We start from the raw sequence: 12,967 nt of genomic DNA on the forward strand, positions 1-12,967 counted from the left end.
CGCACTGGAGCTTGGGCGTCACACTGCCAATCCTGCCAAATCAGGACTCCGTCATGGCGTAATCCAATGCCCGAGTGGTCGAAAGCCGCGCCTTTGCTACCCTTACCGCACGCCAGTAACTGCCTGGCTTGCTACTTGTTCATTCCAGTCGGTATGACCAGATGGGGAACTGCGATGCGCCTGCCATTGTTATGCGTCCTGTCGCTGGTGTTGAGCCTGAATGGTGTTGCCAGCCTGGTGTTGGCCGACGACCCGCCGGCACCTGACCCGGCACCTGCCGAAGTCAAGCAGGCGGTGTTCAACCAGGAGCAGCTTGACCAGATGCTCGCGCCGGTTGCCTTGTATCCCGACCCGCTGCTGGCCCAGGTGCTGATGGCATCGACCTACCCGGGCGAGGTGGCCGAGGCGGTCGCGTGGTCCAAGGCCAACCCCAAGGCCCAGGGCGATGACGCGGTCAAGCAGGTGGCCAAGCAGACCTGGGACCCGAGCGTGCAGGCACTGGTGGCGTTCCCGCAGGTGCTGGTGGTGCTCGGCCAGGACCCGGTCTGGGTCCAGCGGCTGGGCGATGCCTTCCTGGCGCAACCGGATGACGTGATGGCCGGTGTGCAACGCCTGCGCCATCAAGCTCAAACAGCCGGCAACCTGCAGAGTAACCAGTACCAGAACGTCACCGTCCAGGCCGCGCCCGCAGCGGCTCCAGCCCCGGCCCCGGCCAGTTCTGGCGGTTCGCAGAGCGCGCCTGCCAGCAGCTCGTCGACCAGCACCATCATCATTCAGCCAGCCGATCCGCAGGTTGTGTACGTACCCACCTACAACCCGACCACCACCTACGGCACCTGGGCCTATCCGGCCTCGCCGCCGGTCTATTACCCACCGTCGCCGATGTACTACGCGGGCACCGCGCTGATGGCCGGGCTGGCGTTCGGCACCGGGGTGGCAATCGTCAACTCGCTGTGGGGCGATTGCAACTGGGGCCGCGGTGACGTCGATATCGACGTCAATCGCTACAACAACATCAATGCCAACAATCGCATCACCAACAACCAGAACACGTGGCAGCACAATGCCATGCACCGCGATGGCGTGCCGTACCGCGACAACCGCAGCCGCCAGCAATACGGCCGCCAGCTCGACGGGGCCACCCAGCGCGCCGCGTTCCGCGGCGATGATGCCCAGCGCACCCAGGCCCGTGACCGGGCCAGGGCCTCGATGGACCGTGCAGGTATCGAGCGCCCGGCCACCAGTAACCGCGAAGCCCTCAACAGTGCACGCGAAGCCCGGGCCGAAGGCGGTGTGGGCAACCGCCTGCAAGGTGGCGCGAACAACGCGCGTCCCGCCGACCGCCGCGCAGAACCCCGCACTACCCGTGACAACCAGCAGGCGCGCAATCAGCTCGAGCAGCGCCGGCAGGGTGAAGGCCAGGCCAGGCAGGCCGTGCAGAACCGCGCGGGCAACAGTGCAGGCAGGGCGCGCAATAATGCCTTCGACGGGGTACGTTCACCCTCGCGCACCCTGGCCCAGGCCAACCGCGGCCGTACCAGCCAGTCGTTCGCCCAGCGGCCCAACGCCTCGCGAGCAGCGGGGCATCAGATATCCCGGCCCAGTGCGCCGGCGCGTCGCGGTGGCGGAGGTGGCCGTCGATGAACAACAAGACAACCCTTGCTGCGTTGCTGATCGGCCTGGGCCTGACCTGGACCAACCTGGCCGCAGCGCAGGAGACATTCCCGACCCCGGAGCAGGCAGCCGAATCGTTCGTCCAGGCGCTGGGCGTCGAGCACGCCGACGAAGCGCGCCTGACGCAGCTGCTGGGTGAAGACTGGCGCACTTACATACCACGTGGCGGTGTGCAACGCAGTGATGTCGATACCTTTCTGGCGCAATACAAGGCCGAGCATCAGATCGACCAGCAGGGCGACAACAAGGCCATCCTGGCCGTGGGCCCCGATCACTGGACCTTGCCCATTCCGCTGACCAAGGCCAGCAACGGCTGGCGCTTCGACCTCAAGGCCGGCAGCGCCGAAATCCGCGCCCGGCGCATCGGCCGCAACGAACTGGCCGCCTTGCAGTCGGTGCTCGCCTATCACGACGCGCAGATGGACTACGCCTCGCAGGACCGCAATGGCAACGGCGCGCTGGAATATGCCCAGCAGATCTTCAGCACGCCCGGCAAGCATGACGGCCTGTTCTGGGCGGACGAAGCGGGCGGCGAGATCAGCCCGCTGGGGCCGCTGTTCGGCAAAGATGTGGTGGGCGATGCCTGGTACGGCTACCACTTCCGCATTCTCGATGGCCAAGGCCCGTCGGCACCGGGTGGCGCCTACAGCTACCTGATCGGCAACCAGATGAGCCGCGGCTTCGCCCTGGTCGCCTGGCCCGCGAAATACGACGACACCGGGGTGATGTCCTTCATGATCAGCCACGACGGGCAGGTGTTCGAAAAGGACCTGGGGCCGCAGGGCGACAAGATTGCCAAGGCCATGAAACGCTTCGACCCGGATGACAGCTGGAAGGAAGTGGATGTCAGCGCCAGCGAATGACGGCCGGCGCGCGCACCGCCAACGGCAGGCTGGGTGAAAACTACCCAGTGCTGTTCCGCTTTGGTGCGCGTGCGCCTCAAAACAGGTCTTAGCGCACAGGTTATATTCTGTAGATCCATAAAAAGTGTGCAGGTTGAACATGGAAGGTTGTGCCGACTGCTCGCAAATTTTCCGTTTTTCGCGGTTGGCAAAAGCGGCCCGCATATTGCTCCCCTTGTCGCAACGACAACCCGGAGCACCGTGTCATGAGTTCACCTACCGAATTCCCGCTATGCGAAGCCCCGTCATCCTCGCGCAAGGGGCTGCTGCCCATTGCCATGGTGCTGTTCAGCTTTACCTTCTTCACCGGCACCATGTTTGCCGGTGGCAAGCTGGGCATGGCTTTCAACTTCGTCGACATGCTGTGGGTCGCCGCCGTCGGCAACACCTTGCTGGCGCTGTATGCCGCAGCCCTGGCCTTCATCGCCTCGCGCAGCGGCTTGAACACCGTGCTGATGGGGCGCTTCTGTTTCGGCGAGGCGGGTAGCCGGCTTTCCGACTTCCTGCTGGGGTTCGCGGAACTTGGCTGGTACGCCTGGGGCACTGCGACCGTGGCGATCGTGCTGGTCAAGCTGCTGGGCCTGGCGGGTGGTTTCACTGTGCCGCTGATGGTGCTGTTCGGCCTGGGCTTCAGCATCACCGCGATCATCGGCTTCAAGGGCCTGGACCTGCTGTCGCGGGTGTCGGTGCCGCTGATGTTCGCGCTGCTGGTGGTGTCGATGACCATCGCCACCGCCGATGCCGGTGGTTTTGCCGGCCTGGCGGCGGTGGTGCCGCATGAAACCATGACCTTCTCGGCAGCGGTGACCATGGTCTTCGGCACCTTCGCCAGTGGTGCCACCCAGGCCACCAACTGGACCCGGTTGTCGCGCAGCGGGCGGGTGGCGGTGGTGGCCAGCATCGTTGCCTTCCTGCTTGGCAACGGCCTGATGGTGGTGGCCGGGGCCTGGTGCGCGATGGTCTACCAGCAGGCCGACATCGTCGAAGTGATGATGCTGCAAGGCCTGTCGTTCGCGGCGGTGGTAATGCTCTGCCTGAACCTCTGGACCATCCAGGGGCCGACCATCTACAACGTCTCGGCGGCTGCCTGCCACCTGCTGCGCAGCGAGCGTCGACGCACCGCCACACTGGTGGCGGCAGCGGTGGGCATCGTGCTGGCGATCGGCGGCATGTATGAAATGCTGATCCCGTTCCTGGTGCTGCTGGGCTCGATCATTCCGCCCGTGGGTGGGGTGATCATGGCCGACTTCTGGTACCGCCACCGCGGCAAGTACCCGGCGCTGGCCTCGGTGCAGCTGCCGCGTTACAACCTCATGGGGCTGGGGGCCTATGCGCTGGGTGCGCTGCTGGCCTACGCCTCGCCCTGGGTCGCGCCGCTGGTGGGCATTGGCGCTTCGGCGCTGTGCTACATCGTCATGCTCGAGCTCAGTGGCCGGCGCCGGGCGCTGGGCCAGGCGGGCATCGAGCCGTGAGCCTGGCGCTGGACGAGATCCTGCACCTGCCGGGCCTGCAGGAGATGACCGTGCGTGCCGGCGCGCGCCACCTGCAGCGGCGGGTGCGCTGGCCCTATGTGGCAGAGAACGAAGGTATCGCCGAGTGGGTGATGGGGGGTGAACTTGTGTTCGTCACCGGTATCAACCACCCGCGTGGCGAGGCCAACCTGCTGAGCCTGGTCGAGGACGGGGAGGCTGTGGGGATTGCCGGGATGGTGATCCTCACAGGCGGCACCTTCATCCAGGCCATCCCGCCCGCAGTGATCGCCCGTGCCGAGCAACTGGGCTTGCCGTTGATCGAGCAGCCCTATGCCCTGAAGATGGTGGTCGTTACCCACCTGATCGGCACGGCCCTGGTGCAGATGAGCCAGGTGCGCCGGTCGCGCAATGACATCCTTGGCCAGTTGCTGGGCGGCGACTACCCGAGCCTGGCCATAGCCCGGCAACGTGCTGCGCACCTGGAGCTGTCACTGGATGAGCCGCGGCGGGTAGTGGCGCTGCGCCTGTTGCAGGTCGAGCAGTTGTTCGAGCGCCATGGCCTGGCCCAGGGTGAGCGCCTCTGGCAGGCCACCCGCCAGGCCCTGGAAGACCAGCTCGAAGCCTGGTGCCGCGAGCGGCCGGGGGCGGTGCTGGCGCAACTGCCGGGCGACCTGCAGGTGCTGCTGCTGGCGGATGCCGTCGACCTGGCGGTGACCCTGGCCGCGCTGCACCGGCAGCTAAGCGCGGTGGTAGGCGAGCTGGCGCTGTACATGGGCCTGTCGAGCCTGGCTGCCGACTGTGCCCACTACCGGCAGGCGCTCAGCGAGGCGCGCCAGGCCCTGGACGTGGCGCAGCACCTGCGCCCGGCCAACGGCTTCTGCGACTTCAGCGAACTGGGCGTGCTGCGCCTGCTGCAAGGCATCGTCGACCGTTCGCTGATCGATGACTTCGTTGCCCAGACCCTCGGCCCGCTGATCGCCCCCGGGCGCAAGCAGCCGCATGTGCTGGTGCACACTCTCGACGCCCTGCTCAAGGAAAACGGCAACGGGCTCAAGGCAGCCCAGCGCCTGGGCCTGCACCGCAACACCATCAACCAACGCATTCAACGCATCGAACAACTGAGCGGGCAGTCCCTGGACGACCCGCTGTTTCGCATGAACGCTTCTGTCGCCATGCTGGTATGGCGCATGAACGAAGACCACGGTAAGGAGTAACGCCATGAACATCATCAACGCCCGCCTGCGTGGCAAGACCGGCCTGTTCCGCATCGAGCTGGACGGCGAGCGCATCGCCGCCATCGCGCCGCAGGCCGAGCTGACCGCGCCGGTCAGCCCGGATGACCTGGACGCCCAGCAGAACCTGGTGGTGGCGCCCTTCGTCGAACCGCACATCCACCTCGACGCCACCCTCACTGCCGGTGAGCCGAAGTGGAACATGAGCGGCACCTTGTTCGAAGGCATCGAACGCTGGGCCGAGCGCAAGGCAATCACCACCCACGACGACATCAAGACCCGCGCCAGGAAGACCATCGGCATGCTGGTGGACCATGGCATCCAGCACGTGCGCACCCATGTCGACGTCACCGACCCCACGCTCACCGCGCTCAAGGCCATGGTCCAGGTGCGCGAGGAAGTACGCCATCTGGTCGACCTGCAGATCGTTGCCTTCCCCCAGGAGGGCATCGAGTCGTACGCCAATGGCCGGGCACTGATGACCGAAGCGGTGGCCATGGGCGCCGATGTGGTCGGCGGCATTCCGCACTTCGAGAACACCCGCGACCAGGGCGTGTCGTCGATCAAGTTCCTCATGGACCTGGCCGAGCGCACCGGCTGCCTGGTGGACGTGCATTGCGACGAGACCGACGACCCGCAATCGCGCTTCCTCGAAGTGCTGGCCGAAGAGGCGCGGGTGCGCGGGATGGGCGCGCGGGTCACGGCGAGCCATACCACGGCCATGGGCTCGTACGACAATGCCTATTGCTCCAAGCTGTTCCGCCTGCTGAAGATGTCGGGCATCAACTTCATCTCGTGCCCCACCGAAAGCATCCACCTGCAAGGGCGCTTCGACAGCTACCCCAAGCGCCGCGGGCTGACCCGCGTGGCCGAAATCGACCGCGCCGGGATGAACGTGTGCTTTGGCCAGGACTCCATCGTCGACCCGTGGTACCCGCTGGGCAATGGCAACATCCTGCGCATTCTCGAAGCCGGGCTGCACATCTGCCACATGCTCGGTTACGAAGACCTGCAACGCAGCCTGGACCTGATCACCGACAACAGTGCCCGCACCCTCAACCTTGGCGAGCGTTACGGCATCGAGGTCGGGCGGCCGGCCAACCTGCTGCTGCTGTCGGCGCCGGATGATTACGAGATGGTCCGCAGCCAGGGCCACGCATGGGTGTCGGTGCGCAACGGCAAGGTGCTGATGCGCCGCACGCCGGCGCAGGTCGAACGCTTTGCCTGACGCCACCCTGTAGCAACGGCATTCATCATGCCCCGCCGGCCTTGGCCGGGCGGGGTGCTTTGCCATGGGCGCAGGATCTTCACTGATGCCAAATTCGGTATCAATGGCCCACGAAATACGAATTATCAGAATCAAAACCGCCCCTTAGACTCGAGTCCAATGGCAACCCGACCAGGGTGCCCGGACCGTTCTGAACCTGTGGAGTCAGTGCATGTTATCGAAGCAGACAATCGGGCTACGCCGCGTGGTCGTGACCGGCATGGGCATCGTCTCGTGCCTGGGCAACAGCCCCGCGCAAGTCTTCCAGGCATTGCGCCAGGGGCGCTCGGGCATCGCCTTCAACCCGGCCTACGCGCAAGCCGGGCTGCGCAGCCATGTCAGCGGCCGGCTGGAGGTCGACTTTCAGCGCATCGACCGGCGCCACCGGCGTTTCATGGGCGATGCCGCCGCCTATGGCTACCTGGCCATGGCCGATGCCATCGCCGATGCGCGGCTGACGCCCGAACAGGTGGCCGACGCTCGTACCGGCTGCGTGATGGGCTCTGGAGGTGGCTCCAGCGAAGACATCGTCGAAGCCAACCAACTGCTTCACAGCCAGGGCGTACGCAAGGTCGGGCCGTACCGTGTACCCCGTACCATGACCAGTACGGTGTCGGCGTGCCTGGCCAGTTTCTTCGGCATCAAGGGCCTCAACTATTCCATCGCCTCGGCCTGCGCCACCAGCGCCCATTGCATCGGCCACGCCTTCGAGCAGATCCAGTTCGGCAAACAGGATGTGGTGTTTGCCGGCGGTGCCGAGGCCGAGCACTTCAGCCAGAGCTGCATGTTCGACGCCATGGGTGCGTTTTCCACCGGCTACAACGACCGGCCGGCCACTGCCAGCCGCCCGTACGACGTGGCCCGTGATGGCTTTGTCATCAGCGGCGGGGCCGGGGTGCTGGTGTTGGAGGCGCTGGAGCATGCCCAGGCGCGGGGGGCGACGATCCTCGCCGAAGTGATCGGCTATGGCACCGCCTCCGATGGCCAGGACATGGTTTCCCCCAGCGGTGACGGTGCACTGCGCGCCATGCAGATGGCGCTGGCCAGTTGCGCGGAACCGGTGGACTACCTCAACACCCACGGCACCAGCACCCAGGCGGGCGACCTGGTGGAGCTGCAGGCAGCACTGCAGGCCTTCGACGGTGAGCTGCCGCCGTTCAGCTCGACCAAGTCGCTGAGCGGGCACGCGCTAGGTGCGGCCGGCGTGCACGAGGCGATCTATGCACTGCTGATGATGCGCCACGGCTTCATGGCGGCTTCGCACAACATCGAACAGCTCGATCCGCAGGTAGAAGGGCTGCCCCTTGTGCGCAGCGTGCGCGAAGGGCAACGGGTGGACTGCGTGATGTCCAACAGCTTCGGTTTCGGCGGGGCCAACGCTTCGCTGGTGTTCAGCCGTCGGGGGCTTGAGGTGCACCCGATGGCCTAGCCTCACAAGCCCCGCAAGGGGACCGCTGCACCTCGACAACAACCATAAGACCCACGTGCGAATCGGCTCGGGCCTTCAGGTTCGAGCACATTCCGGACACCAGGAGTGACGCAGCATGGCCCGAATAGGCGTAGATGTCGGCGGTACCAACACAGACTTGATTCTGGAGACCACGGAGCGCGACTCCATTGGCCGGCGGATCCTGTCGCACAAAGTCCCCACCACCCTCGAAGACCAGTCCATCGCGGTGATGCGTGGCATCCTCGAGCTGTGCGCCAAGGCCGGCATCGGCACCGAGGAGGTGGAGATGATCGTCCATGGCACCACGGTAGCCACCAACATTTCCATCGAGCACAACGGGGCCGAGGTGGGCATGCTCACCACCAAGGGCTTCCGCGACATCCTGCACATCGGCCGGCACAAGCGGCCGTACAACTTCTCGCTGCAGTTCGACGTGCCCTGGCAAAGCACACCGCTGGTGCGGCGGCGCAACCGCATCGCCATCAACGAACGCATCCTGCCGCCCCATGGCCAGGTGGAAACACCCCTGGATGAGCAGGAAGTGCGTGAGGCTGCGCAGGTGCTCAAGGCCCGTGGTGTGCAGGCGGTGATCATCGGCTTCATGTACGCCTTCCTCGACCGTTCCCACGAACTGCGCGCCAAGGCCATCGTCCAGGAAGTGATGCCTGACGCATTCGTTTGCTGCTCCACCGACGTGGTGGATGTGATGCGCGAGTACGAGCGCTTTTCCACCACGGCGATGAACGCGTACGTCGGCCCGCGCACGGCAAGTTACCTGACCCACCTGGCCGCTCAGCTGCGCGACAACGGCATCCATGCCGACTTGCGCATCATGCAGTCCAACGGTGGCGTGGCCACGGTGGAAAGCTGCTGCGAGCGGCCGGTGAACATCCTCATGTCCGGCCCGGCCGGCGGGGTGATGGGCGGGCACTACTTCGCCGGCCTCGATGGCGAACGCAACCTCATCACCGTCGACATCGGCGGCACCTCGGCGGATATCTCGACCTTGGTCGACGGCCAGATCAAGGTGATGAACCCGCGTGACTCCTACGTCTCCGGGCACCCCGTGCTGGTACCGATGATCGACCTGATCACCATCGGTGCCGGTGGCGGTTCGGTGGCTTTCATCGACCCCGCCGGAGGCTTCCAGGTCGGCCCGCGCTCGGCCGGTTCCAACCCCGGGCCAGCCTGCTACAACCGCGGCGGTGTGGAGCCGACGGTCACCGATGCCAATATCGTGCTGGGCCGTCTGGACCCGGACCAGATGCTCGGCGGCGACCTGAAGATCGACCCGGCGCTGTCGTTCCAGGCCATCGAGGAAAAGATCGCCAGGCCCTTGGGCCTGAACGTGCAGCAGGCGGCGCTGGGCATCCTGCGGGTGGTCAACAACAACATGGCGCTGGCCATCCGTTCCAACTCGGTGGCCCGTGGCATCGACCCGCGCGATTTCGTGCTGATGCCGTTTGGCGGGGCAGGGCCGGTACATGGCCCGGCACTGGCCGATGAGGTCAATGCCAAATCGGTGCTGATCCCGCCAGCCCCCGGCATCACCGCCGCCGCCGGGCTGCTGACCACCGACCTGCAGTACGAGGCGTTGCGCTCACTGCTGTGCACCCTCGACGCCATCAGCGACGCGCAATTGCAGCGCATCGAAACCAGCCTGCAAGCGCTGGAAGCCAGTGTGCGCCAGCAGCTGCGCAATGACGGTGTCGAAGAGTCCTGCATGCAGTTGACCCGGATTGCCGAGTGTCGCTACGACGGCCAGGGTTTCGAGCTGCGCGCGCAGATACCCCAGGGCACGCTGAGCCGCCAGGCCATCGCCGAGGTGGTGGCGCACTTCCACCGGGTGCACGAACAGGACTACGGCTACTGCTACGCCGATGCGCCAGTGGAGATGGTCAGCCTGCGCGTGATCGGCCACGCCCAGGCCGAGAAACTGGCCTGGCAGCCGTTGCCGGCAGCACTCGACAGTGACACCCGCCAGGCCTTCCTCTACGAGCGCGACACCTGGTTCGACGACGGCCAGTGCCTGCCGACGCCGCGTTATGACCGCAGCAAGCTGCATGCTGGGCAGTACCTCGAAGGCCCGGCGATGCTCATGCAGCACGACTCCACCTCGCTGGTGCCGCCGGGTTGGGTGGCCAGGGTGAGCGCCCACGGCAACCTGATCATCTCCCGCCAGTAACCCAGAGGACACAGCCATGAATACCCAACCGGTCGATCCGATCACCCTGCAAGTCATCAGCGGCGCCTTGAAGACCATCGCCGAAGAGATGGGCCACGTGCTGTACCGCATGTCGTTCTCGTCGATCATCCGCGAGTCCCAGGACATGGGCGCCGGGCTGTTCGACACCCGCTACCAGACCATCTGCGAATCCGAATCCACCCCCATGCACATCGGCTCGATCCCGGCCTACCTGCGCGGCATCGAGGCCACCTTGCAGGGTGGCGCCTGGCATGAGGGCGATGTGGTGGTGCACAACCATCCCTACCACGGCTCCAGCCACAGCCCGGACCTGGCGGTGATCGTGCCGGTGTTCCATGACGGGGAGCTGGTGGGCTTTGCCGGCAATACCGCGCACCACATCGACATCGGCGCGGCCACGCCCGGGTTGATCATCGACGTCGGTGATGTGTATGCCGAGGGCATGCTGATGGCCGGGCTCAAGCTGTACGAGCGTGGCGTGCGCAACGAGGCGCTGGTGCAGATGTTCCGCTACAACAGCCGTGCCGCGGACCAGCTGATCCGCGACATCGAGGCCCAGGTGGCATCGGCGCAGCTCGGTGCACGGCGCTTCAAGGAGCTGCTCGGCCGCTACGGCAAGGACTTCAGTTTTACCGCGATCAACCAGCTGATCGACTATGCCGAGACCATCATGCGCCAGCAGATTGCGCAGATCCCCGACGGTGACTACCGCGCCGAAGGCTACCTCGACGACGATGGCCGCAACCGCGAGCGGCGCCTGCCGGTGGTGGTCACCGTCAAGGTGCGCGGCGACGCCCTGGAAGTGGACCTCACCGGTTCTGCGGCGCAGACCGAAACGGCGTACAACGTACCCTTCGAAGGCTCCTGTAAGGTCGCTGCCTACGCCGCCTTCCGCAAGCTGCTGCTCGACGCCGCCACGCTGCCCAGCCCGGTGCCGTCGAACGAGGGCTCGTTCCGCCCGATCAGCGTGGTGGCACCTTTGGGCACGATCTTCAACCCGGTGTTCCCGGCCGCCGCCGAGGCGCGCTTCACCCAGTGCAACCGGATGATCGACCTGATTATCAAGGCCCTGGCCCCGGTGCTGCCGGAGCGGGTGATCGCCGGCAGCTCGGCGTCGATCTCCTTCGCCGCCTATTCCGGGGTGAAGGCCGATGGCGACTATTGGGTGTTCCTCGAAGTCAACGAGGGGGCCTACGGCGGGCGCCCGAAATCCGACGGGCCCGATGCCATCGACAACCTGATGGCCAATACCCGCAACAACCCCATCGAAGACCTGGGCATGCACTTGCCGATGATCTGCGACCGCTACGAGCTGCGTGACGATGTGCAGCCAGGCGCGGGCAAGTACCGCGGTGGCATCGGTGTGGTGAAGGCCCAGCGGGTGCTCACCGCAGGCTTCATCACCCACGAAAGCGAGCGGCATTTCGATGTGCCTTGGGGGTTGTTCGGTGGCTGCGACGGTGTGGTGGGCAAGACCGAGATCTACAACTTTGCCCGCCCCGGGCAGGTGGTCTCGATGCCGTCGAAGTTCTCAGGGTATGCCTCGCAGGCGGGGGATGTGATGGTCTACTACTCGCCGTGTGGCGGTGGCTATGGCAACCCGCTGGAGCGCAGTGCCGAGCAGGTGCGCGAGGACGTGCTGGATGACTTCTGCAGCCTCGAACAGGCTTATGAGGTATACGGCGTGGTGCTCGACGAGCAGGTGCGCCTGGATGTCGAGGCTACCCGCGCCCGACGCGCGCAGCTGCAAGGCTGACGCGCTCCTACAGGGCCCTGAGCAGCGCCTTGAAGCGCGCAGCTGTGGGGCTCTGGTATTCCTCGTTCCACGCGGCGATGGTCTGCACCTGGGCATGCTCGTCTTGCAGCGGCACGATGACCACGCCTTCGCGCTGGATCCGGTAGGCGCACTCCGAATACAGCGACACCCCCATGTTGGCCGCCACCAGCCCGAGGATACCGATGCTGGTGGTCGCCTCCTGGTGGATGTTCGGGCTGAAACCGGCGCGCTGGCACAGCTGGAATGCCTGGTCGCGGAACAGGCTCCAGCCACTGGGCGCACCGAAGATGAAGCGCTCGTCGCGCAACTGTTCGATGCGCAGGGTGGCCTGCCCGGCCAGCGGGTGCCGCGACGGCAGGATCGCCACCATGCGCTCCTGGTTCACCGGCAATGAGGCGATGTCCGGCTCGGTCATCGGCCCCAGCAGGAAGCCCACGTCGATCAGGCAATCGCGGATCGCCTTGTACTGCTCGTGGGAGGGCATGTACAGCAACTCCACGGTCACATCCGGGTGCAGGTCCTTGAAGCGTTCGAGGATGCCCGGCAGCGCGCCGTTGATGGCGAAGTCGTTGTAGGCCACGGTCAGGTGGCCGATGTCGCCTGCTGCGGCGCTGCGCGCCAGGTCGATGCCGCGCTCGATATGGCGGAACACCTGCTGGCATTCCTGCAGGAACAGCCGGCCGGCTTCGGTCAGCGCCACATGGCGCGTGGTGCGCATGAACAACTCTGCCCCCAGCTCGCTTTCCAGCGCCTTGATCAAGCGACTCAGCGCCGGCTGGGTGATGAACAGGGCATCGGCAGCACGTTTGAAATGCAGCAGCTGCGCCACGCAGACGAAGGCTTTCATCTGCTTGAGATCGAAGCGGATATTGATGCTCATTCTGGTATCAATGCTCGCCAATAATGAATTGGATGTCATCAGTAGCCGAGATTATCGTGAGTTCCAGGCCAAGGCAAACCGACCTTGCCGAACCGCTCACAACGACC

General features: G+C 65.5%; 9 protein-coding genes. 8 read left to right on the plus strand and 1 reads right to left on the minus strand.

Features of this window, described 5'->3' with window-relative positions; all coding sequences use genetic code 11:
• Positions 1–174 precede the first annotated feature (174 nt).
• From ACIPZ8_RS02935 to ACIPZ8_RS02970, 8 genes are all read left to right on the plus strand, one after another.
• Positions 175–1,644 carry a DUF3300 domain-containing protein gene (locus ACIPZ8_RS02935; protein WP_400719491.1) on the plus strand — a complete coding sequence of 490 codons (1,470 nt, stop codon included), beginning with the start codon at positions 175–177 and terminating at the stop codon, positions 1,642–1,644.
• A complete protein-coding gene (locus tag ACIPZ8_RS02940; protein WP_400719492.1) occupies positions 1,641–2,537 on the plus strand; it encodes a DUF2950 domain-containing protein in 897 nt (298 codons plus the stop codon). Before ACIPZ8_RS02935 ends, ACIPZ8_RS02940 begins: the two co-directional genes overlap by 4 nt.
• A 245-nt stretch (positions 2,538–2,782) precedes the next feature.
• On the plus strand, positions 2,783–4,048 hold the full coding sequence (gene codB / locus ACIPZ8_RS02945) for a cytosine permease (RefSeq protein WP_400719493.1): 1,266 nt from the start codon (positions 2,783–2,785) through the stop codon (positions 4,046–4,048).
• Positions 4,045–5,262 carry a PucR family transcriptional regulator gene (locus tag ACIPZ8_RS02950; RefSeq protein WP_400719494.1) on the plus strand — a complete coding sequence of 406 codons (1,218 nt, stop codon included), beginning with the start codon at positions 4,045–4,047 and terminating at the stop codon, positions 5,260–5,262. The genes codB and ACIPZ8_RS02950 overlap by 4 nt, the downstream gene beginning before the upstream one ends.
• 4 nt (positions 5,263–5,266) lie before the next feature.
• On the plus strand, positions 5,267–6,508 hold the full coding sequence (gene codA, locus ACIPZ8_RS02955) for a cytosine deaminase (RefSeq protein WP_400719495.1): 1,242 nt from the start codon (positions 5,267–5,269) through the stop codon (positions 6,506–6,508).
• A 211-nt stretch (positions 6,509–6,719) separates the two neighbouring features.
• A complete protein-coding gene (locus ACIPZ8_RS02960; protein ID WP_400719496.1) occupies positions 6,720–7,976 on the plus strand; it encodes a beta-ketoacyl synthase N-terminal-like domain-containing protein in 1,257 nt (418 codons plus the stop codon).
• Positions 7,977–8,091: 115 nt separating this feature from the next.
• Positions 8,092–10,182, plus strand: a complete 2,091-nt coding sequence (locus ACIPZ8_RS02965) for a hydantoinase/oxoprolinase family protein (protein ID WP_400719497.1) — start codon at positions 8,092–8,094, stop codon at positions 10,180–10,182.
• A gap of 16 nt (positions 10,183–10,198) precedes the next feature.
• Positions 10,199–11,959: a hydantoinase B/oxoprolinase family protein gene (locus ACIPZ8_RS02970; protein WP_400719498.1), complete on the plus strand. Its 1,761-nt coding sequence runs from the start codon at positions 10,199–10,201 to the stop codon at positions 11,957–11,959.
• Positions 11,960–11,966: 7 nt separating this feature from the next.
• Here ACIPZ8_RS02970 and ACIPZ8_RS02975 read toward each other — a convergent pair whose 3' ends face one another.
• Positions 11,967–12,860, minus strand: coding sequence for a LysR family transcriptional regulator (locus ACIPZ8_RS02975; protein ID WP_400719499.1), 894 nt, complete (start codon positions 12,858–12,860; stop codon positions 11,967–11,969).
• Positions 12,861–12,967: the final 107 nt, after the last annotated feature.

Origin of the sequence: Pseudomonas sp. NPDC089422 (genome assembly GCF_044749405.1) — a bacterium.
Classification (GTDB): Bacteria; Pseudomonadota; Gammaproteobacteria; order Pseudomonadales; family Pseudomonadaceae; genus Aquipseudomonas.

Excerpts from the sequence above, each read along its gene's own strand:
- ACIPZ8_RS02935 (WP_400719491.1), top strand. The coding sequence starts at position 175 with ATGCGCCTGCCATTGTTATGCGTCCTGTCGCTGGTGTTGAGCCTGAAT.
- ACIPZ8_RS02940 (WP_400719492.1), top strand. The coding sequence starts at position 1,641 with ATGAACAACAAGACAACCCTTGCTGCGTTGCTGATCGGCCTGGGCCTG.
- codB (WP_400719493.1), top strand. The coding sequence starts at position 2,783 with ATGAGTTCACCTACCGAATTCCCGCTATGCGAAGCCCCGTCATCCTCG.
- codA (WP_400719495.1), top strand. The coding sequence starts at position 5,267 with ATGAACATCATCAACGCCCGCCTGCGTGGCAAGACCGGCCTGTTCCGC.
- ACIPZ8_RS02960 (WP_400719496.1), top strand. The coding sequence starts at position 6,720 with ATGTTATCGAAGCAGACAATCGGGCTACGCCGCGTGGTCGTGACCGGC.
- ACIPZ8_RS02965 (WP_400719497.1), top strand. The coding sequence starts at position 8,092 with ATGGCCCGAATAGGCGTAGATGTCGGCGGTACCAACACAGACTTGATT.
- ACIPZ8_RS02970 (WP_400719498.1), top strand. The coding sequence starts at position 10,199 with ATGAATACCCAACCGGTCGATCCGATCACCCTGCAAGTCATCAGCGGC.
- ACIPZ8_RS02975 (WP_400719499.1), bottom strand. The coding sequence starts at position 12,860 with ATGAGCATCAATATCCGCTTCGATCTCAAGCAGATGAAAGCCTTCGTC.